This window comes from Anderseniella sp. Alg231-50, from assembly GCF_900149695.1.
Taxonomy (GTDB): Bacteria; Pseudomonadota; Alphaproteobacteria; order Rhizobiales; family Aestuariivirgaceae; genus Anderseniella.
In genome coordinates, this window is the sequence record NZ_LT703006.1 from 285959 (window position 1) to 307416 (window position 21458).

Sequence of the window (21458 nt, forward strand, 5' to 3'; positions counted from 1 at the left end):
TTCAGGCTGCAAGTTTTTCGCGTTCAGACAGAGCAGCCTGCGGTGGTCTGGCGCTGGCAATGCCCATGGCATCCAGCGATGATTTTGCGGCCACCACGACCGCGCGCATGGTGTGGTGGTCCATCTGGCCAATGCAGCCGACACGGAAACTGTCGACGACGGTCAGTTTGCCGGGATAGATGATGAAGCCCCTCGCCTTCATCAGTTCGTAGAACCGGGTAAACTCGAACTTCTCGTCGGCCGGGTTGAAGAAGGTCACGATGATCGGTGACAGCCAGCGGTCGCGCAGCAGCGTCTCAAAACCCAGCTCGCGCATGCCGTCAACCAGCACGTCCCGGTTTTTGGTGTAGCGCGCGCCACGGCCTTGAATACCGCCTTCCTCGCGATGCAGGCGCAAGGCTTCCATGAAGGCCGCCACGACATGGGTCGGCGGCGTGAAGCGCCACTGGCCGGTCTTTTCCATATTGGCCCATTGATCATGCACGTCGAGGCTGAGCGAATGAGCATTGCCCTCAGCCGCGATCAGCTCGGATTTGCGCGCGATAATGAAACCGAAGCCGGGCACACCTTCGATACACTTGTTGGCTGACGACACCACCGCCTCATAGCGGATATCGCCGGCGGCCACATCAATGGCGCCGAATGCACTCATGCTGTCGATCAGCAGTTTGCGACCGGCCGCATAGGTTGCCTCGGAAATCTCCCTGATCGGGTTCAGGATGCCTGACGATGTCTCGCAATGCACGACCACCACGTGGGTTATGTCCGGGTCTGCGGCTAGAGCGGCAGCCACCTCCTGGCCGCGCGGCGGCAGGTAGTCGCCCTTGTCGATATCGACATGGGCCCGGCCGATACAATCCATGGTTTTCGCGATGCGCTGGCCGTAGGCACCATTGATCAGCACCAGTGTCTTGCTGTCGCGTGGCAGCAGCGACCCCAGCATGGCCTCAACCACGAAGGTGCCGCTGCCCTGCACCGGCACACAGTCGAAGTCTTCAGCGCCAGTGCCCACCAGCGAGAGCAACTCGGTCCGCAGGCGCGCGGTCATGGCGCGAAAGTCACCGTCCCACGATCCCCAGTCGCGCAGCATCTGTTCCTTGACCGACCAGGCTGTCGTCAGCGGCCCCGGTGTCAGCAGGTACGGTTCTCCCAGCCTTGGGGCTTCGATGGCCGCTGCCGCGCCGGTTTCCAGGTCTGCTTTCATGTCGGGTGCCTCCGCAAATGTGCCCGCGCCAGAAACAATTGCTGTGAATTTAGGCAGTACAGTAGTATTTGAGAAATCGATATTTCAGATCGACATATAATATTTTTTGTGTATCAGGACTTAACATCAGCCAACCGGCTGTCGAGCAGCAAACCGCTCTTTTTCAGGATCGGATAGGCAAAGGTGATGAACCGTGAATTGATTTCCTTCAGAGCGCGCACCGTATCCAGGTGAATGTCGCTGGTGGCGATGCTTTGCGGGGTGCCCTGCCCCAGCCGCGCCAGGTGGGCATCATGGGATTGTTCTTCCAGCGTGCGCACATATTCCTTCTCTTCCACCAGCTGGCGCGCCGATTCAACGTCTTCCGATACCAGTACGTTCAGCGACAATTGCATGTTGGCCAGCACCCGCGCATGCAGCCGGGTCAGTTCATTCCAGCCCTCGCTCGAAAATGTCAGTTTCTTCTTGCGCATTTCACCGGTCAGACGCAGCAGGTCCTTGGTGATGATATCGCCGACCCGTTCCAGGCTGATGGCAATACCGGTCAGGTCCATGCTTCGCCTGGCCTGGTCCGGCGACAATTGCCCCTGGTTCATTTCAGCCAGATACAGCTTGATGTCGGTCTGGGCCTCGTTGACTTCCTTTTCGATCTCCTTGATGCGCGCGGCTGCATGGGGGTTGGTGGAGACGAACAGCTCCATTACCGGTGACAGCATCAACTCGATCTGTTCGCTCATGCGCAGCAGTTCACGTGTGGCGCTGGCCAGCGCCAGGCCGGGATTGGTCAGCACGCTGCGGTCCAGTGCGCTGGCGGGCTTTGCCATATTGTCTGACAGATCGTCACCCACCGGCACCAGATGCCGCGTCAGTGCCGCCAGCGGCACGACGAGCGGCAGGAAGCAAACAAGCAGTGCGGCATTGAACAGCAGGTGGAAACTGACAAGCTGGCGCGCCGGCGAACTGGCGACCGCATCCAGCGGCAACGTCACATGGCGCAGCACTATCAGCGCGGCAATCCCGCCCAGCACCCGCACCACAAGATTGCCAAGCGCGATCCGGCGCGCCTTGTCGTGCAGGTTGCGGGTCAGCCACACGGCAATCAGGCCGCTGCCGACATTCGCGCCGAGCACCAGCGGCAGGCCCGCCTCCAGCGGCAGCAGGCCCTGTGCACAAAACGCTGCCAGCATCAGGACCGCGGCCACGCTGGAATGAAACACGAAGGCCAGCGCGGCGCCTCCGGCAAACGCCGTCAGCAGGTCCTCGCTGAGGTGTTGCACAACCGGCTCCAGATAGGGGCTCGACCGCAACGGTTCTGTAGCATCGCCGATCATGCGCAGGGACAACAGGATGAAGGCAACGCCCATGACCACACGGCCGATTTGCTTGACCACACGGGCGGAGCCTTTCAGGAACAGCAATCCGCCCACCACAAGCAGCACCGGGATCAGCCAGGCAATATCGAGGCTGAGGAACTGCACCGCCACCGCCGTACCCAGATCAGCGCCAAGCACCACCGCCAACGACCCGGTCACTCCCATCACGCCGGTGGCGGCAAATCCCGATACCAGCAGTGCTACCGCCGTGGAACTCTGTAACAGCGCGGCAGCCAGAATGCCGGCAAACGAATTCAGCACCGTGCTGCGCCGGGACAGCATGAACACATTACGAAGTTCAGCCCCGAACGCACGTTCAACGCCGGTGCGCACCATGCGTGTCGAATACAACAGCAGGACGATGGCAGCGGTCAGGTTGAGCAGGAATACCGATAATTGCATGGCGGTTATCAATCCAGGTCAGCTATGGTTTGTTGACAGGTGACGGCATGCCTGCCACGCGGAGCGCGCAATTGTCAGCATAGTCCGCAGGTCATGCCGCTTATAGTCCCTCTCTTGCAACCCATAGCTCAAAGCGATAGTTTTTATCCACCCATATAATTTATCGATGGATTGAAGGGCTCTGACCATGCGGTATGTGCAATTGCGGGCATTTCACAATGTTGCCGTCCACGGCGGGTTTTCGCGCGCTGCCGAGGCGCTGCACCTGACCCAGCCGGCGATCTCCGATCAGGTCCGCAAGCTAGAAGCGGAATACGACATTCGTTTGTTTGACCGGCAGAGAAAGCAGATCAGGGTAACCGAAGCGGGCAAGAAGCTGCTCGAGATCACCTACCGGCTGTTCGAAGTCGAACAGCAGGCACTGGACTATCTGTCGGAAACCCAGACGCTGCGCACCGGCCAGTTGAACATCGTGGCAGACGCCGCCCACCACATCCTGCATGTGCTGACCCCGTTCCGGGCCAACAATCCGGGCGTGTTCATCTCGGTGCACGGCGGCAATACCGAAACCGCCATTGAGCGCCTGCAGAGCTATGAGGCCGATATCGGCGTTGTCGGAGACGTGCCTGCAAGCCGGGAATTTGAAACCATCCGTCTCAATTCCTCGCCCATCGTCGCCTTCACCGCGCGTGGTGGACCACTGAGCAAGATGAGTTCAACAACATTCAGCGAGATGATGCGCCATCCGCTGGTGCTGCGCGAGACCGGCTCGAAGACCCGCGCCAAGCTGGAAGAGGAAGCCCGCCGCCATAACATCAGGATCACCGGCAGCATCGAGGCCGAAGGCCGCGAAGCGGTGCGCGAAATCGTGGCCGCCGGCGGTGGAGTTGGTGTTGTCTCCGAAGCCGAATTCGGCCAGGACTCAAGGCTGGTGAAAATTCCCATCTCCGACAGCACCATGACCATGGACGAGTCCATCATCTGCCTGCGCGAGCGCATGGAGAGCAAGGTGATCAGGGCCTTCATGTCGGTTGCCCATGCGGCGATCAAGGGTTGATAGGGCAGATTATCAGCGCACTTATCCGAAACTCGTCCACCTGCGAACGGATTCACCATAGATGCCGGGAACACTTGTGAGCTTCAAAAATCGATAGTTTACTGTTCGTGCGGGGTGTCATGACCACATGCACCGGAAGCAAAAGCGTCAAAGCCACATGTTTCCTGACCGACAAGAGACCACGGAGTGATGCTTTACAAAAAAGCATGTCTTGCGCTAGCCCACGGCTACTAACTGAAGGGCGATTTGTATAAACAGTCGTCGCGCGTCCGTTTCGAGATTGAACCGAAACAACAGGACGCCTTATATGCCAACCAAGATATACAAAATCCGCACCAGGAAAATGGAAAAGCAGTCCGGCCTTTGCTACTACTGCGGCCAGCCGATGTGGCTCAGGAACGCATTGGAGTTTGCCAAACGTTTTGGACTTTCATGTCGGCAGGCGGCACAGTTCAGATGCACAGCAGAGCATCTGACCGCCCGACAGGATCAAGGCGGCAATGGTCACCGGAACATTGTTGCTGCCTGCCTGTATTGTAATGGACACCGCCACAGGAAAAACAAACCACCAGCACCTGCCCAGTTTCGCAGCTATGTCAGAAGACGGTTGGCTCATGGCAAGTGGCATGGTTTCATCAATAGATGACACCGAGACCTCAGCCTCGCACCTGGCCCCTGGATGAGGCCAGGCAATCTTGTTCTCACTCGCTATTTCAGGTCGCTAACTTCCTTTTCCAGAAGTTTCACAGATGCTTTCAGTTGTCCCAGCACCTTGTTTGCGACCTCTTTCTGAAGTCCGGATTTCTTGATTTCTTTCAGCGGCGCCGTCAGGTTCGGTCCATTCAGTGCATTGATCAACAATTCACCGATCAGGACGTTGTGATTGCCGGCGATTGCCGAAAGATTGGGTTGCGGATGGGGGTCGCCTGCAAACGGCGGTGGATCGGGTCGCGGCAGCGGTACTTTCAGACGAGGAAGAATTCTGGACAGATAGGCGGTTTCGAGGAGTTCCTGCAAAAACCGTCTTGATTCTTCACATTCTGGAGAGGTCGGATCAATGTGGCATGCTAGCAAATTGATAGGGAAGGCCATTTTCGCATCCTCCGGCAAATAGTCACTTACACAGATACCATCCATCGTTTCGCACAATAAAAATCATAAATTCTCACAGTTTTACAGTAATGAATTTCAAGCGAGATTTTTATTTTTAACATTGCGGCACAACTTGGAAATAATAATTCCATTTGTTAGACCTATAGTATGTGATTTAGTTCACACTAGACTCGCCCAGGTCTATTTTTCCGAAAACCGTTATCCACTGGATGGTGAAACGGCCGGCAATCAGGTGGGATTGTTTTCCAAAGCTTGACTAAAGGTCTATAACCGAGCCGGCACCTGGCCTTGGACCGCCGAACTCGTGCTGGAACCGCGATTGAATGTCAAAATCCACACAGTGCATCGGCATCAGCACTTCCGGGCCCTCTTTGCGAAAATAGTCAATCGTCTGCTCGACCGGAGGGTCTTCCGAATGCAACAGGTGAAACCCGCCGATAACGGCGTAGAGCTTTTGACCGGTAACGGATTTGGCATACTCGCAGATATTGCATATGCCTGCATGCGAGCAGCCGGAAACGACAACCGCTCCCTTCGGCGTTCGAAAGCTCAGTGCCGTATCGTCGGGCATCGGGTCATCGAAAAACGCCCCCTTCTCAAACCCCGTCACACGGGGAATTTCGCCGAGAAAAAACGCACCGTCGGAGAATTCCAGCGCGCCGCTGGTCGCCGTCACATCGAAGTCCTGCGCAATGCGCTTCTGGATCTCCGCATAATCTTTGCGGACTGCCTGTTTATTGGTGTCCAGAACTGCGGTCAGCACCCGTGGATGCAGAATAAGAGGTTTGCGGGACTGGAACGGATGAAACAGCAGGCCGCGGGTGTGGTCGCGATGAAAATGCGACAGGGAAATAAAGTCCGCTTCTTCCAGATCAATGCCGGCGTGTCTGGCATTGCGCAGATATACATCGGAGTATCCTGTATCGAACAAAACCCTGATGTCGCCAAACTCGATCCAGGCACTGAAGCCCCATTCTGCGAGCCAGACCATGTCCGAAGCGAGGTTTTCCGTCAGCAGTCTTATTTTCATCACAGCACACCCGGTATTAGCATGACGAACGTGGTCCCGGCGTCCCAGGAAATTTGCGGTCTCAACATTTGGACCGGGTCAGGCAGGTAACGAATACAGCCCTTCTACCGCTGCCGCCAGCCCTGCGTTCTGCCCAGCACGTAGCGTGACACCACTGCGTGCACCAGCCGGGCCACAACGTTGGTGTAGAAGATCATCATGCCCATGGCGGCCGCCGGCGCTATGTCGCCGGCGTCGTCCATGTTGAGCACGGCCACCGAGGCCAGTGTTGTCTTTGACGAATAAAGGAACACCACCGCCGACACCGTCGTCATGGCATTCACGAACAGGTAGATCATGATGTCGAGAATGGCCGGCATGCACACCGGCACGGTGACCCGGCTGAACAGCCTGTAGAACGGTTGCTTCAGTGACGCGGCCACCGGTTCGAATTCGCTGTCGATCTGTTTCAGCGCCGTGACCGCAGTCAGGTGCGAGACCGTGTAGAAATGGGTAACCGTACAGATCACCAGGATGGCCATGGTGCCGTAGATGAAGTTCAGCGGGTTGGCCGGGTTGTTGAAGAAGAAGATATAAGCCAGGCCGAGCACCATGCCGGGTATGGCCATCGGCAGCATGGCCAGGAACTGGAAGCCCGCCCTGCCCTTGTTGAAGCCCTTGGTCTTTTCCACCATGTAGGCACCGGTGAAGATGATGACCGTGCCGATGACAGCGGTCATCAGCGCCAGCATGATGGAATTGCGATAGGCGTCCCATCCGCCGCCGTCCATGCGGTCGAAGTCATAGTTGGTCAGTCCGAGCGACAGGTCGTAAGGCCAGAACTTGACCAGGGCCGCATACTGGCAGATGCCCAGGATGGAGATGATGAACAGCGCCACCAGCGCACAGTAGGCCAGGCAGCTCAGATCGAAGCGCCGCGACGGGTTGGGCTGGTACACAACCGAGCGCGCCGACAACAGCGCCACCTGTTTGCGCTGCACCTGCCGGTCGACGATATAGGCGATCAGCGCCGGGATCAGCAGCACCACGGAGACCACCGCGCCCATCTGGAAGTTCTGCTGGCCGATCACCTGCTTGTAGATATCCACCGCCAGCATGTTGTACTGCCCGCCGATCACCTTGGGCAAACCGAAGTCGGTGATCACCAGGTTGAACACCACGAAGGCGGCCGAGATCAGGCCATAGCGCGCACCCGGAATGGTGACGGTCCAGAAGGTGCGCCATTTGCTGGCGCGCAGTGAAACCGCCGCTTCATACAGCCGTGCGTCCGAAATCGACAGCGCGATCAGGATAATGATCATGGCATGGGGAAAGGTGAAGAACACCGAGCCCACCACAATGCCGATCGGCCCGTATATGCTCTCGCCCATCAGAAACTGTTTCAAAAACCCCTGATTGCCGAACAGATAGACCAGCGCAATGCCGGGCAGCAGAGACGGCACCAGGATCGGCGCCATGGCTATGACCCTGAACACCCCCTTGAACGGCATGCAGCTTCGACACAGCGCATAGGCGAAACCGAACGCCAGCGATACCGTGATGACGGTCGAGATCAGCGCGATGAACACCGAGTTCTGGATCGACCGGAACAGCGCCGGCGTTGAGAAATAAGTCTTGAAATTGGCCAGGCCATGCCCCTGTATCGGGCGGATCACGACTTTCCTGAAAGTGTTTGAATCAAATTCCGCCGGCTTGGTGCCTTCGAAGCGTTCCGACCCGACCAGGTAGACCGCCGCGTCGTTCAGACCGCGCAGGCGATACTTCACCGGGCTGCGGAAACTGAAATCCGGGAAGAACTTGGTCAGCGCCAGGCGTCCGTCGGAACTGGTCTCAAGGTCGCCTTCGGCAATGAAGTTACCTTCATCGTTCAACTGTTTCAGGGTTGCCGCCGGCTGCTTGAAAGCACCTGCTTCATCGCTGACCTGCACTTCGAACTGCGTCAGGTCAAAGCGGCTGGTTTCAAACGCCTTCGACAGCATGGCGTACAAAGGCAGCGCCAGCGCCACGATCAGATACACGGCAAGCACGATCATGTAGCCGCGCATGATCCAGTCGTCAGAGCCCATTTTCGGCTTGATGCGACTCTTGCCGCTTACGTCCGGACCGAGTGCATCAATGCTGCTCATTTCTACGGCTCCGCCCGGTCAACAAACACCTTGAGCCGGTCGCTGGGAATTTCAATGCGCATGCGCCCGCCGAGTTGGATGTCCATGCGTCGCACCGCGTTGATGGAAAAGTCCGCCACGATCTGGCCTGCGCCCAGATCAGCACTGCTCAGCCTGGTGCGCCAGAACGAGCCTAGAAATTCCATCTCGTCGACAGTGGTTTCAACCGTATTGCCCGGCTCGCCGATCTTATCCGGCGCACCCGGTGAGCGCGCACCGTCGCCATGTGGAATGATATCCTCGGGCCGGATGACCGCGATCACATCCACGCCGTCGGTGTGGGAGTGGGCTGCACTGGCAAACCTGCGCTTGCCGATTTTGACGCCCTTGCCCTTCTTGTCCGCTACACAGTCGAGCTGGTTTGTCTCGCCGATAAAGTCGGCCACAAACAGCGATACCGGTTCGCGATAAACGTCCGTCGGCGTACCGACCTGCTCGATGACGCCATGGTTCATCACCACGATGCGATCCGCCATGGCAAGCGCTTCTTCCTGGTCATGTGTCACCATGATGGTGGTCACGCCCAGCTTGCGCTGCAGATCTTTCACTTCATGGCGCAGATGCACGCGGACCTTGGCATCCAGCGCAGACAGAGGTTCGTCCAGCAACAACAAGCCCGGCGACATGGCAATGGCTCGCGCCAGCGCAATGCGTTGCTGCTGACCGCCGGACAATTGCGCCGGATACTTCTTTGCCTGTTCCGGCAGCCCGACCAGCGCCAGCAGTTCCGCCACCCGCTTGTCGATGTCGGGCCTGGCGATACCGGAATTTTCCAGCCCGAAGGCGATGTTCTTTTCAACCGTCAGGTTGGGGAACAGGGCATAGGACTGGAACACGATGCCGAAATCACGTTCTGACGGCGGCAGGGCGGAAATGTCCTTGCCGTCCTGGAAGACCGCTCCGGTGGTCTGGATGTCCAGCCCGGCAATGGCCCTGAGCAAGGTGGTCTTGCCGCAACCCGACGGGCCCAGGAAGCACACAAACTCGCCCCGGTTCACCTCGAGCGAAATATCCTTCAGCGCAAAGAAGTCGCCAAACGCCTTCCAGACATTTTCGATCTTCAGGTAGGTTTCCGCTGTACTTGCCTGCCCCATGTCGTTTCCCCGAACAGCCGCCATTTTGCAGCATCCGTTCGATGCCACAATAACACAAGTTCAGAGGCACCGGCGATGAACCGGTGCCTCTTCATCAGTTTGCTTGTTAGCCCTTCGGCTCTGACTTGGAATCGTAGCGCTTCTGCCACTCGTCCAGAATTGCCTTGCGGTTGTTTGCGGCAAATTCGAAGTCATTGTCGATCATCTTCTCCAGCAGGTTGGCCGGGAAGTGTTCAACAGGCTTGGCAACGCCGGGATATGCAACAACGGCGTAGCCGGAATTGTACATCTCGTTGGCCTTCTTGGTGACCGTCCAGTCAGCCAGCGTCTTGGCATCCGCCAGGTTGTCGGTACCGGCGACAATTGCTGTTGCCTCCATATCCCAGCCGACACCTTCTTCAGGCACGATGATATCAAGCGGTGCGCCGGCGGCTTTTGACTTGGCACCACGGAAGGCGAAGGACACACCGATCGGAATTTCACCGGCTGCCGCCATCTTGCACGGCTTGGAACCGGAATGGGTGTACGCAGCAATGTTGGCGTGCAGGCCGTCCATGAAGGCCCAGCCGTCCTTTTCACCGAACATCTGCAGCCAGCTGGAGACATCGAGGAAACCGGTACCGGACGAATTCGGATTCGGCATGATCACATGGCCCTTGTATTCGGCCTTGGTCAGGTCCTTCCAGGTTTTCGGCGCGGTCAGCCCGAGCTTGCCGGCTTCAACCGTGTTGAGGCAAACCGAAGCAACCCAGGCGTCCATGCCGGTCCAGGTTGGTGGCGTGCTCTTGTCGACAAATTTCGGATCGAGTTTTTCGACGCCCTTGGGAGCGTATGCCTCCAGCATGCCTTCGGATTTCAGCAACAGCAGCGAAGTTGCCGCCAGGCCCCAGACCACATCAGCCTGCGGGTTGTTCTTTTCCGCCAGCAGTTTCGCTGTCACCACACCGGTTGAATCGCGTACCCAGTTGATCTTGATATCAGGATGATCGGCATTGAATGCTTCGGCATATTTCTTGAGGTCTTCAGCCTCGATTGCAGTGTAAACGGTCAGTTCACCGGCCACAGCCGCTGAAATCGACATAACCCCAACAGCAACCCCGGCCAAAAGTCCACCAGCAAGTTTCTTTAACATGACACCTCCTTGTCAGCGCATGATTTGTATCGTCAAGCAGGTCGGCAACCATGCGTAGCCACCACCCAAAATTCGTTTTTGCCTGCTCCCCGCCAGATATGGTTGCGTTATGTGACAGATAAATGAAATCGATAATAATGATGCAACGCCTGTTTTAATTTATAGGTCAGAATATCATCAATCCGTGGACTGGATTTGACCGCAGTGCGCATCGACCACCCGCTGCACCATGGGCGCATAATGGGAAAAGCCCGGTATTGCCATGTCGGGCAGTTTGCCCGCGTCATCGAAATGGCGCACCTTCACGATTTCCGCCAGATTCGGGTTACGTTGAAACGCCTCCACCTCACCGGCATCCATCGGCCCTCCCTGCAGGTTGAGCGAGTGTACTGATGCCTCGGACAGTCGGCCGAAATAATCGGGATCCACAGCACACAGATAGCGTTTGGCAGCCACATGATGACGCACGCAATCTGTAACCACGGACGGGAAGAACCCGGCCAGCACGCTGGCACCGGCCTCTTCATGATAGCGGTCCTGCGTGTCGTCCATGGAGAACATGCCGAACTCGCTGGTGAAGTGTCCGATGTCGTGCAGCAGGGCTGCGGTAATGATGGCCTCGCCTTCGCCGTTCTGTTCGGCCAGGAACGCACCCTGCAGCATGTGCTCGGCCATGGTAACGGGCTCGCCGAGATACTCCTCGCCGCCGCGGCGCTCGAAAATATCCGCCAGAAATCCGACTATCGTCTCTCGGGTCAGTTCGCTCATGCGACGTTCTCCACGGCATGGCTCTCCAGCACCGACAGCGTCGACAGCAAGCCGTCCTTGTCGGCATAACATCCCTGCAGCCAGCGTGAGCCGCCACTGTCGGCGTAACCGGTGCGGCCATGCAGCACCCGTGTGTTATCGACGATGAAGCACTCGCCGGGCTCCAGCTTGAAGCCGACCGCCATGGCGGGATCGTCGATGATCTCGCCCAGCCTGCGATAGGCAGCATAATAGTCCGCCATGTCGTCAAACGGCACATCGGTGATGGCCGCCGTCGAGCGGTTGTTGAAACGGATCGCCGTCAACTCGCCGTCCGGGCTCAACTCGATCATGGGCTTGCGGCTGACAAGGTGGACATCACCGGTCCCGCGATACTCATAGCGTGCGCAGTATCGTGTCAGCAGTTCAAAGCCGTGCGGATCTTCGGCACGCAGGCGAAGCGCTGCGGCAAATCCGTCGACCACCTGGCTGTCACCGCCGGCCGCAGAGTTCTCCAGGCAATACAGGATCTGCAGTGTCGGCACCGGGTCGCGATAGGGATTATCGGTGTGCGCCTGCAGGCCCAGGCCGGTATAGGCCAGGTTGGCCGGATTGACCTCGGTGCGGACTTCAAACCATTTGCCGTAATTGGTTTCGCGCACATAGCCGAACAGCGCCGCCACATCCAGTAGCGCACCGCTGGCATCCGGTCCGCCGGCCAGTTTGGCAAAGCCATGTCGCCGAACGCCGGCCAACCAGTCTCTGAGCGCATCGGTGTTCTCCTGAACGCTCCCGTAGTTGCCGGTGACCCTGGCTACATCAAAATCGCTGTCCCAGGTTTCGATCTCTGGTGGCGTCCAGCCGCGCGCCCTGCCCGCCTTCACGTCATAGGCATGCTTGCGCAGCCAGCCGGATGGAAACGCGACCTGTTTGTTCTCCGGTGCAAACCGTATCGTGAGCAAGTCGGCGGAAACCGATGCCTCGGCAATGCCGGTATCGGCGGGAATGTCATGCAGGGTAATCAGACGCTGGGCATTGCTTGCAGACCGGGTCTCCGGGTCCAGCGCGTTGTCCCGCAGCCAGATGGCGTGAAACCGGGCAGCAAACCCGTCTTCCCAGCACACGGAGACGACAAGCCCGGCATCGGATGTTTCCGCGGACACCAAACGTTTCATGAGGAACTCCAACTTTTGAAGGGTGGCGGTATAGCGACAGGCAGCCACGCTATGCCGGTCTCGCAAACCGGTCAATCATCACCAGCCAAACTCGGATGCATCAGGCGCTTCGCCGGCGGCAATTTCCAATGGAATGCCTTCGATCTCTGCCGCCATATGAGTGAACGACGAAAACGCACTGCCAATTATCCTGTCGGTTCTGGACAGGCAGAACAGATCGATCACGGCATCCTTGATTGCCTGCGGATTGTCTCTGGCCCTGCTCTGTTTCGGGTGAGTGACGATCCTGTCGCCAAAGGTACGCTTCAGCAACTCGTCTTCACTTTCATCATCCGTCGCCACAAAAAACGTCTCGCAGTCGGTTTCCTGCAGCTGTTTTTTCATCTTTTCGATGAACATGGAAGTTGGACTGTACTTTATCGATGGACCGTGATCAGTCCGCCTGATGTGAACCCCGACACAGTTTTGGAATTCAGCGCACTGGTTGTCGATCACCTGCTGCAGCGCCGGTGTCGGCCTGAACAATCGCTTGATGCCGTAGGGACGAAAGAACCGGCACAAAGTTTTGAAATATAATCGCTTGCGACCCTTGAGCTGACGAAAATCGAACTCCGCCTTTACCAGGTCCCTGATATCCTTCTCCAGGCAATATGAACGCGGGCGCCGCACATCCAGCGCCCTGCCGATCCTGGCCCGATTGAGCTTCAGAAAACCCGATGTGAACTCCTCCAGTTTGCAAATTTCCTCCGGTGTCTGGAACAGATCGCAATACGAAGAGCCGATACGGCTGTGGATGCGCCATAATACGTGGACGGGCAATCCGATATCATGGCCAAGTGCTACTGCGCTGTCGATGGCACGGAGCCTGTTGCACAATCCCCCAATTGGCTCGATCGTCAGCATCGCTGTAAGCAGTCCCTGGTAATTGAGCCGCCATAAAAAGTCGTGGTCCGGCTTTGTGGATATGGATTGATCCATGACCTCTGATCACGTGCGCGCACGTTACACACAAACAAACCCGATTTGTAAGTGAGCACAATCGTTTTCCCTGTCATTTCATCGACTTCGAGCCGACATCGCCGCGCACCTCACCTCCCAACATGAACAAGCGATTAAACTCAGGTTAACACAAACTAATTTTGACGTTAAAAAACAATGACTTAATTGACTTTCACGCCTGTTCGAAACACCTTTCGTCACGCTCCACCGGCATACCGATCCTTAAACAATGAACCATCACACCCGGGGCGAAAGGAGTTAATGATGAAGTATTTTAACTGCCTGAAAACCGAAGTAGACCCAAAACCGTTTCTCGATGAGATAACGGGGATAGATGGCGCGTGGGACCAGTCCACCGGGCGGCAGGACAAGATCCAGGTGCAACGTGAAGCACTTGCCATTCCGCTGCGCGGCCTGCGCAAGTCAGCCATCGGCGACCGCAAACGGCGCGATGTCCACGAAAGTCGCTGGACCACCGGATCGAAGCCCTATGTCGTCGCGCGCCGCTTCCTCGAACAGTTCGCCGCAGAACAGGACAGCATTCTGGGTCGTGCGAAAATCGTCTGCCTGCCGGCGGGAAAACGCGTCTATCCGCATATCGACCGCGGCGAGTATTACCGTGTCCGCAACCGCTATCACCTTGTCCTGCAATCCGCCACAGGCTCATGGCTGAAGGCCGAGGATGAAGAAGTACGGATGAAACAGGGCGAGCTGTGGTGGTTTGACAATGACCAGATGCACGAGGCTTTCAACGATGGCGACCAGGATCGCATTCACATGATCTTTGACATGCTCCCGGCCAAACGTGCTCAAGAGGTCTTCGGCACCGCGGCCTGAGTCCCGGAAAGGACAAACCCCATGTTAAACGCTGCTCCCGCCACGCAGCTATCGGCGCGTACATTCTTGCTGACGCACCGGTCGGCGAAAGGTGATGACGATCTTTCCTGCTGGCTTGCGTTGCCCGATACGATTTCAGACGCCTTACCGCCCCTGGTTGCGGTTCACGGTATCCGCCGCGAAGCCGATGCCCAGGCGGAGTTTTTTGGCGAACGGGCAACCGCACTGGGCCGCCCCGTCATTGCTCCCCTGTTTGAAAGGGAGCGCTGGCCGCGTTATCAGCAGGCTGTCCGCCGCGGCCGTGCCGATCTGGCGCTGCTGCGGCTGATGACAGAGCTTCAGGACACCGGGCTCTGGCGAACAAAAAAGTTCGACCTGTTCGGGTTTTCCGGCGGCGCACAATTCGCCCATCGCTTTGCCATGCTGCACCCGGCCGTCATATCGCGCCTGATCATCTCGTCCGCAGGCTGGTATACGTTTCCCGACGATGCCGCCTTCCCATACGGACTGGCACCGCGTCCCGGACGTTCTGCCAGCTGGGCCCCCCGCCTGACGGCCCAACTCGACCAGTTTCTGGCCTTGCCCATGCATGTCTGCGTGGGTGCACAGGACAACACGCCCGACCGCAATACGAGGTCCGGCCCGGATATCAACGCTCAGCAGGGCCTGCACCGGCGGGCCCGCGCTATCCGCTGGGCCGAGACGGTTCGCTCGGCGGCACAGGCACGAAACATACGCCCCTCGATAGAATTTGTGGCGCTGCCGTCGTGCGGCCACAACTTTCGCAACTGCATCACCCGCGGCGGGCTCGACACGATCGTCGTGCCTGACCGGGCAATGCTCACCCAGGTCAAAACCTGCAGTGGCAATTGCGGACAATGTTCAATGGCGGACGCAGCTGAGGAAGGATCGATCATATGAGTGCCCTGCCCCCCATCACCGGTGAAGCCAGATGGCGCGGTATCTCGCTCGTTGTAGCACTGGCGCTTGGCCAGGCGGCAGCGGCAGGTATCGCTGCTTTCGCCACCCGTGACGTGTTCGCTGCGTTTCGCGATGCATCCACCGCTCTGCCTGTCCTCGCGCTCGGCCTGGTTGCCTCGGCCGGAATCGCCATTGCCCTGTTGCGCTTCGGCGAGCGGGTGGTCGCAGAACAAGTAGGCCAGAACTACGCCGCATCTTTGCGGCTCAAACTGTTCAGGCACATGACCCGTGTGTCGGCCCGTGATCTGTCTGAACGCCGCAGCGGGGCGTTGTCACTGCGCTTTGTCGGTGACCTGGCCGCGGTGCGCGGATGGGTCAGTCTCGGCCTTGCCCGCATGATTTCCTCGCTCATCGTCCTGCCGGCGGCAACCGGCGCCCTGTTCTTGATGAATCCGGATTTAGGCATTGCCGCAGGTATACCAATCGCAATTGGCTTGACAGTGCTTGTTCTTGCCGGGCCACGGCTGGGACCTGCGCACAAGCGGCTGCGGTCGCGCCGCGCACGGCTTGCCGCAGATATGAGTGAACGCATTCCGCATGCGCCGGAACTTCGCCTGCTGGGCCGGGTGCGTACCGAAACACGACAGATGGAGGACAAGACCGAAAAGCTGATCGACGCGGCGCTGGAACGCGCCCGTGGCGCGGCACTGTTGCGCGCCATACCGGATGCGGTATCGGGAGTTGCGGCTGCCAGTGTCTTCCTGGTGGCCCTGCACAGCGGCGCACCGGGCGCAGAGGCGGCAGGCGCACTGGCGGCCGTCGGGCTGATGGTCCAGCCAATGCGGGATCTTGCGGGTGTCTGGGACCGTCACCGGGCCTGGCGTGTCGCACGCGACAAGTGTGCTGCGCTTCTTGCCGTTCCCAAGCTAGTCGGCAAAGACCAGGCTGACAGGCAACCTTTGGCAAACCAGGCCCAGCGCTTGCGCTTTGAAGCGGTGACCTCCGGCGCCTTGTCCAATTTCAGCGTGACCGCAGAACCGGGACGCAGGATCGCAGTGATCGGACCAAATGGTGCGGGCAAGTCAACGCTGCTCAGCCTCGCGGCCGGACTGGAACTGCCCGCATCGGGCAACGTTACGGTTGGTGGCCTTATGGCCACCGGCCTGACCGCCCGCGAACGCCGCAGGCTGATCGCTCTTGTTGGAACAAGGTCGCCAATCCTGGCCGGTTCCATGCGCCGTGCCCTGACCATGGGATCCGACGACAGGCCGGATGATGCCGCCATTGTGGCCCAGGCACAGGCATTCGGACTGGCACAGGTTCTGGACCGCATCGGCGGGCTGGATGGCAAGGTATCGGAGGCCGGGCGCAATCTTTCGGCAGGCGAGATACGCCGCGTGTTGCTGACCCGCGCGGCGCTGTCTCGACCGGGTCTGCTGCTGCTGGACGAACCCGATGATGCACTGGACCAGGACGGCCCCGGTCTTGTTGACCAGTTGATCCGCGAGTGCGGTGCGACGACGCTGGTTGTGACCCACAACCTGGAAATTGCTGCCTCCATGGACGAGGTCTGGGTGGTCGAGGACGGTGACCTGGTCGAGGTCGGCGAACCGGATGACGGCATTGTCACCCGGTTCGTTCAGCGCCAGGACATCATCGACCGTGTAGTCGCGGCCATGCCTGCCTGATACTGCCTGACGCAGGTCCTGCTATTGACCTCCATCAATCTGTGCTCATGACAACGCTGCCATAATAAGGCTTTCTCAACTCAACGGAGCCCGCCCGGTGGACAGCTACAAGACTATTCTCATCATTTTCCGCTCACCCCAACAGGCGGAGCATTTGTGCCTGCTCGCCGACGGCCTGGCCAGCATTTGGCAATCCCACGTGCTGGGTTTTCACGCCAGGCCCGGTGTTTCCGTCAATGTGGGCCTGCGAGGCAGTGAACTGAAGGAATGGCTCGACGCCAAGCGCAGGTTCATCAATGAACAGGAAGCGAACACAAAAGCCATCTTCGAGCATTACGCATCACAGTCCGGGCAAAACTGGCAATGGCGAACCTTGGATGCCGACCTGATGTCGGGTGGTGATACGGCGTTGGATCTGGCCAAGTGTGCGGACCTCGTGCTGATCAACCGGCTGGAGCACGGCTCCACTCTCATGAACCCTGACATGACCCTGGAACAACTGATGTTCGAAACCGGCCGACCGGTGATAGTCGTGCCGCAAAACTACAGTGGCCGGAAAACAGGACAGCGGATTGTTATCGCCTGGAACGGAACTCGCGAAGCCTCACGCGCGGCCTTCGACGCCCTGCCACTGGTGTCAAATACATCATCTGACTGTGTTCGCCTGGTCTGTCCGCCGGTGCCTGAAAACAGCTCCCGGCAACTGCCGCAGGGTGCTGATCTGGCCGAGGCACTTGCCCGTCACGGTGTCGAACCGGAGATCAAACCGTTGCCGGGCCGGCATGCCGACGCTGGCGCGGAGATACTGGCGGAATGTGAGGAATTCGACGCTGACCTGCTGGCCATGGGTGCCTACGGACATTCACGCCTCAGGGAATATGTTTTCGGCGGCGCCACCGAGACAATTCTGAACGATGCAAGCATACCTGTCCTGCTGTCGCGTTAGGCAATGGTGCGGTCAACCGGTTGATCCTGATCATGGACGCAACTGACCTGCGCCAGCAAAATGAAACCCATAGTGAAACAATCTGGGAGACCGGGCATGAAATTCAACTTCACACTGGCCGGCATCGCACTGGCAGCGGCAGTCGCCGTTATGCCTGCAAGCGTGTCGGGCAGCGAACCAGCAAGCACCATAAAAACCGTCACCGGCGATTTTGACGAAGTGTTCGGAGATTTGCAGGACGCCGTCATCAACCGTGGTCTGGTCATCGACTATGTCGGCGACGTGGGAAAAATGCTGGAGCGCACGGCAGAAGCAGCCAAGGGGACGGCCTCCGCTGTACCATATCTGAATGCACGCTACCTGCAATTCTGTTCAGCGGTCCTCACCCACGAGGCGACAGACGCCGATGTGCGCAACCTCGCCATGTGCCCATACGTTGTATTCGCATACGAGACACAGGCCGAGCCCGGCAGGATATCGGTGGGATACCGGCAGGTCACCTTGTCACCCACTGCCAAATCGCAAACCGCCCAGGCCAAGGTTCACGGTCTTCTTGAGGCAGTCGTAAGCGAAGCAGCCGGCGCAAACCCGTAAGAGAGGTTCGTCATGACGCAAGCTTATCGCCGTACCATCGATCACGGCCTGCACACCACCAACGAGTGGGCACACCATATGCGGAGACCGTATGAGTGCGAGCACCGTACCTGACAATCGAGTTGTCATCAGAGGCGTAGCGCAAACACCAGGACGGCAGCCACCAACGCTGCATTGGTTACCCAGAACGCTGCCATAACCCGCGCATGCTGCGTCATCCCTGTGCCTCCCTAGTCATAGTAAAACCGCTCAGACACTATCTGGTGCGCCGGCACGCCGCGCGCGATGAGTGCCTTTTCAACGACATCAAGCATGGCTGACGGACCACACACCAGATAGAGCCAATGTGAAGCGTCTTCAAAACCAAACACGTCGTCGAGCATGGCCCGGTCAATCATGCCCGTGAGACCGCTCCATCCCGGTTCCGGTTCGGACAGCACAAACCTGACATCGCAATTGTCTTTGCCGGCCAGCAGCCTCAGTTCGTCTTTGTAGACAATCTGGTCAACCAGGCGGTTGCCGTAGAGAAGTACCAGCGGCCGCGGGTCGCTGTCCTTGTCAAGTTGCCGGGCAATACTGAGCAACGGCACCACACCGACGCCACCTGCAATCAGTGCAATACCGGTACCGGTTCGCCCTTTCAGGGTCAGATTGCCGTGCGGACCATCCAGAAAGGCCGTGGTTCCCGGTGACACCTCGCCTATCCGGCTGGTGAAATCCCCGGCCTGCTTGATGACAAACTGGATGCCGCTGTCATTGCCGGGAGCCGAACTGATCGAAAACGGGTTTTCATGCAGCGAGAACGGGCTGTGTCCCAGGTTCAACCAGACGAACTGACCGGCCTCGAACTCAAGCTCGTTGCCGCGTCGGGCCTTGATGGTCAGTTCCCAGGTTCGCCGGGCAATCTTCTGGACCGACGTCACCAGGTACGGACGGGACGCCTCCTTCAGCGGCACGATGACATAGCTGTACAATAGTGAGCCCAATGCGAGTGCCAGAAGCACGACCCAGAAACCTGCCAGCAGCGGATCGGAACTGTAGCGCCCGGCATTGAGGGTGTGATGCATGGCCATCGCAGCGATCAGGACCGCCCCGACTCCGTGCATCAATCGCCATGTTTCATAGCGGTACGGCAGCTGGTCGCGAAGTACGGCAGTCAGGACGAGGACAGGCAATAAAATCCAGCCAGCCAGGCCGCTGGCAAGTGATCCGATGCCCAGCCCGAGCGTAAGCTGGCGTGACACGTCCCAGGGCACGGGAAACGTCAGGAACGGTGTCTGGTACAAAAATGGATGGATCAGGATAAACACCAGCGCTGTGCGCGCCAGAAGCTGGTGCAAGCGCATGGTTACATCCATGCCGATCCGCGCCGATATCACCTTGAAACGCCCGGACAGAACAAACTCGACCAGCAGGATCGCAAATGCGGTCATGGCGAGACCGGATGAAATCTCATCCCAGAACGGGCGCAATGCACGGCCCTGCAGGATGCTTAGCACCAGCGGTGTCAGCGTAACGATCAGGTAGCCCGCAATCAGGACCGACGCATGCATGTTTGTTCCTCGTGCAGGACCGCCCGCGTTATGCGGCCTATCTCATCACCAGCACGGAGCACTGGGCATGGCGCACAACCCGCGCCGCGGTAGAGCCGAGAAAATAGTCCTGTAAACCGGGCTTGTGCGAGCCGATAATGATAAGATCAGCCCCGCATTCATCGGCCGAGGTCAGGATCGTCGGCCCCGGCTTGCCGGCCCTGACTTCCGCATCCGCCTTGATACCAGCGGCGGTGACGAGCCCTTCCAGCGTTTGCCTTGCGGTTTTCATTGCAGTCTTGATCACTTCATTGGGCACCTCAGCCGCTACAAATGCCGGTATATCAACCGTCACATTCAGCAGGCGTATCCTGGTGTCTTCGCCGGCCAGTTTCTGGGCCACATCTATCATCATCCTGCCTCTTTCCATTTCGGACAGGTCAATCGGCAACAGTATGGATTTGTACATTTTCGTCTCCCTTCAGACATTGCAATTCAGGCTCAAGGCTCACATCGGCTGGCTGTCACATCCAGTCCTCGTCATGCACCATTATTTCAACGGGTCCGTCCGGTTCGGTACGGCCTTCAGCATGTTTACGGCGCGCGATGTCGTGAATTTCGATCACATACCGGTCGTAGGCATCGAGAAACAGTTCTGCCGGCAGCAGCCCGTCCACCGGCAGGCCGGGATGACGGTGTTTCAGGGCAAAAACCGTCACGCCGCACAACACGTCACGTTGCCCGTCACGGCCGGTAAACCTGACGCACTCGCCGTCGAACAACCTGTCGTCACTGGTAAATGCCAGTTGTCCCATGTCGAACTCCATCAGCTGGACCGTCAGGCATCAGTCTGCACGTTTGGCGCATCCGCCGCGTTGACCCTCGTCAATCAAGGCGCAGGAGGCGCAGTTACTTCTCCTGTATCGTCTCCAGGTATCTGACGAGCCGCTTGATGCGGTCGGTCGCCACCCGCGCGGCAGTCTTCGCGTCTTCGATAAGCACACCCTCGCCCACAGCCTGGCGTACGAACAACGCGCCCCAGATTGGCATTTCGGATGTGCCGTGGGCCAGCGGCATGTCCAGCCCTTCAATCGTCTTGAAAACTGCATCTGCATGGAACACGCCACCTGAGCGCGCCGCAATCCTGGTCAGGTCCGCCGGTGGTGTCTTCAGTTCCTCGGCGACCGGGCCGTTTCCCGTCGCGTCGCGGCCATGGCAGACACTGCAATAGGTGTTGAAATCTGCAGCCGCCTTGGCAAGCTCCGGACTGGTCAGGGCACGCATGGTCTCGGTAACCGTGGCTGAAGCAGGAAAAGCATATGTCACAACCGGCAGCAGAACGGGCAGGAATAACGCAAACAGGAGCCGCATTTGCAGTTTCATCGGGTTTCATCCTTGATGGTTCAATGGGCTGGAGGTCTCCGATCTCATGGTGAACGTTTTTGCCGT

At 58.4% G+C, this 21458-nt stretch carries 21 protein-coding genes; 7 read left to right on the forward strand and 14 right to left on the reverse strand.

The features are described from left to right. Position 1: 1 nt before the first annotated feature. Positions 2–1204, reverse strand: a complete 1203-nt coding sequence (locus DHN55_RS19490; RefSeq protein ID WP_337660559.1) for a 2-aminoethylphosphonate--pyruvate transaminase — start codon at positions 1202–1204, stop codon at positions 2–4. A 113-nt stretch (positions 1205–1317) separates the two neighbouring features. Continuing rightward, a complete protein-coding gene (locus tag DHN55_RS19495) occupies positions 1318–2979 on the reverse strand; it encodes a Na/Pi symporter (protein WP_108883210.1) in 1662 nt (553 codons plus the stop codon). 187 nt (positions 2980–3166) lie between these two features. Between DHN55_RS19495 and DHN55_RS19500 the strand changes: the two genes are divergently transcribed. Together DHN55_RS19500 and DHN55_RS19505 are read left to right on the forward strand one after the other, a co-directional pair. After that, a complete protein-coding gene (locus tag DHN55_RS19500; protein WP_108883211.1) occupies positions 3167–4036 on the forward strand; it encodes a LysR substrate-binding domain-containing protein in 870 nt (289 codons plus the stop codon). Positions 4037–4343: 307 nt separating this feature from the next. Beyond that, positions 4344–4682, forward strand: a complete 339-nt coding sequence (locus DHN55_RS19505; RefSeq protein ID WP_108883212.1) for a restriction endonuclease — start codon at positions 4344–4346, stop codon at positions 4680–4682. Positions 4683–4744: 62 nt separating this feature from the next. Here DHN55_RS19505 and DHN55_RS19510 read toward each other — a convergent pair whose 3' ends face one another. The 8 genes from DHN55_RS19510 to DHN55_RS19545 form a co-directional block, all read right to left on the reverse strand. Continuing rightward, positions 4745–5128, reverse strand: a complete 384-nt coding sequence (locus tag DHN55_RS19510) for a hypothetical protein (RefSeq protein ID WP_337660560.1) — start codon at positions 5126–5128, stop codon at positions 4745–4747. Between the two features lie 277 nt (positions 5129–5405). Then, complete coding sequence (locus DHN55_RS19515; RefSeq protein WP_337660561.1) at positions 5406–6179, reverse strand: MBL fold metallo-hydrolase; 774 nt, start codon at positions 6177–6179, stop codon at positions 5406–5408. 104 nt (positions 6180–6283) lie between these two features. After that, a complete protein-coding gene (locus DHN55_RS19520) occupies positions 6284–8305 on the reverse strand; it encodes a putative 2-aminoethylphosphonate ABC transporter permease subunit (RefSeq protein ID WP_108883215.1) in 2022 nt (673 codons plus the stop codon). A 2-nt stretch (positions 8306–8307) separates the two neighbouring features. After that, positions 8308–9462, reverse strand: a complete 1155-nt coding sequence (locus DHN55_RS19525) for a putative 2-aminoethylphosphonate ABC transporter ATP-binding protein (RefSeq protein ID WP_337660562.1) — start codon at positions 9460–9462, stop codon at positions 8308–8310. An 82-nt stretch (positions 9463–9544) separates the two neighbouring features. After that, complete coding sequence (locus DHN55_RS19530; RefSeq protein ID WP_443111146.1) at positions 9545–10519, reverse strand: putative 2-aminoethylphosphonate ABC transporter substrate-binding protein; 975 nt, start codon at positions 10517–10519, stop codon at positions 9545–9547. 228 nt (positions 10520–10747) lie between these two features. Beyond that, entirely contained in the window at positions 10748–11338 is a 591-nt protein-coding gene (gene tmpB / locus DHN55_RS19535) for a (R)-1-hydroxy-2-trimethylaminoethylphosphonate oxygenase (RefSeq protein WP_108883218.1), read from the reverse strand. After that, positions 11335–12492: a 2-trimethylaminoethylphosphonate dioxygenase gene (tmpA, locus tag DHN55_RS19540; protein WP_108883219.1), complete on the reverse strand. Its 1158-nt coding sequence runs from the start codon at positions 12490–12492 to the stop codon at positions 11335–11337. Before tmpA ends, tmpB begins: the two co-directional genes overlap by 4 nt. A gap of 78 nt (positions 12493–12570) precedes the next feature. After that, positions 12571–13470 carry a hypothetical protein gene (locus tag DHN55_RS19545; protein ID WP_108883220.1) on the reverse strand — a complete coding sequence of 300 codons (900 nt, stop codon included), beginning with the start codon at positions 13468–13470 and terminating at the stop codon, positions 12571–12573. Positions 13471–13752: 282 nt separating this feature from the next. Here DHN55_RS19545 and DHN55_RS19550 point away from each other — a divergent pair, with 282 nt between their 5' ends. From DHN55_RS19550 to DHN55_RS19570, 5 genes are all read left to right on the forward strand, one after another. Next, positions 13753–14328, forward strand: coding sequence for an aspartyl/asparaginyl beta-hydroxylase domain-containing protein (locus DHN55_RS19550; protein ID WP_108883221.1), 576 nt, complete (start codon positions 13753–13755; stop codon positions 14326–14328). 21 nt (positions 14329–14349) lie between these two features. Next, on the forward strand, positions 14350–15249 hold the full coding sequence (locus DHN55_RS19555) for an alpha/beta fold hydrolase (RefSeq protein WP_108883222.1): 900 nt from the start codon (positions 14350–14352) through the stop codon (positions 15247–15249). Beyond that, positions 15246–16937 (forward strand): ATP-binding cassette domain-containing protein, encoded by a 1692-nt coding sequence (locus DHN55_RS19560; protein WP_108883223.1) that lies wholly within the window; start codon positions 15246–15248, stop codon positions 16935–16937. Before DHN55_RS19555 ends, DHN55_RS19560 begins: the two co-directional genes overlap by 4 nt. Positions 16938–17034: 97 nt before the next feature. Next, complete coding sequence (locus DHN55_RS19565) at positions 17035–17883, forward strand: universal stress protein (protein WP_108883224.1); 849 nt, start codon at positions 17035–17037, stop codon at positions 17881–17883. Between the two features lie 96 nt (positions 17884–17979). Continuing rightward, positions 17980–18477 carry a DUF302 domain-containing protein gene (locus DHN55_RS19570; protein WP_108883225.1) on the forward strand — a complete coding sequence of 166 codons (498 nt, stop codon included), beginning with the start codon at positions 17980–17982 and terminating at the stop codon, positions 18475–18477. 230 nt (positions 18478–18707) lie between these two features. Here DHN55_RS19570 and DHN55_RS19575 read toward each other — a convergent pair whose 3' ends face one another. The 4 genes from DHN55_RS19575 to DHN55_RS19590 all read right to left on the reverse strand — a co-directional run bounded on the left by DHN55_RS19575 (position 18708) and on the right by DHN55_RS19590 (position 21392). Then, positions 18708–20030: a ferric reductase-like transmembrane domain-containing protein gene (locus tag DHN55_RS19575; RefSeq protein WP_108883226.1), complete on the reverse strand. Its 1323-nt coding sequence runs from the start codon at positions 20028–20030 to the stop codon at positions 18708–18710. A gap of 37 nt (positions 20031–20067) precedes the next feature. Then, positions 20068–20478, reverse strand: a complete 411-nt coding sequence (locus DHN55_RS19580) for a universal stress protein (RefSeq protein WP_108883227.1) — start codon at positions 20476–20478, stop codon at positions 20068–20070. Between the two features lie 55 nt (positions 20479–20533). Beyond that, complete coding sequence (locus tag DHN55_RS19585) at positions 20534–20824, reverse strand: DUF1488 family protein (RefSeq protein WP_337660563.1); 291 nt, start codon at positions 20822–20824, stop codon at positions 20534–20536. A gap of 94 nt (positions 20825–20918) precedes the next feature. Beyond that, positions 20919–21392 (reverse strand): cytochrome c, encoded by a 474-nt coding sequence (locus DHN55_RS19590; RefSeq protein WP_108883229.1) that lies wholly within the window; start codon positions 21390–21392, stop codon positions 20919–20921. Between the last annotated feature and the right edge of the window lie 66 nt (positions 21393–21458).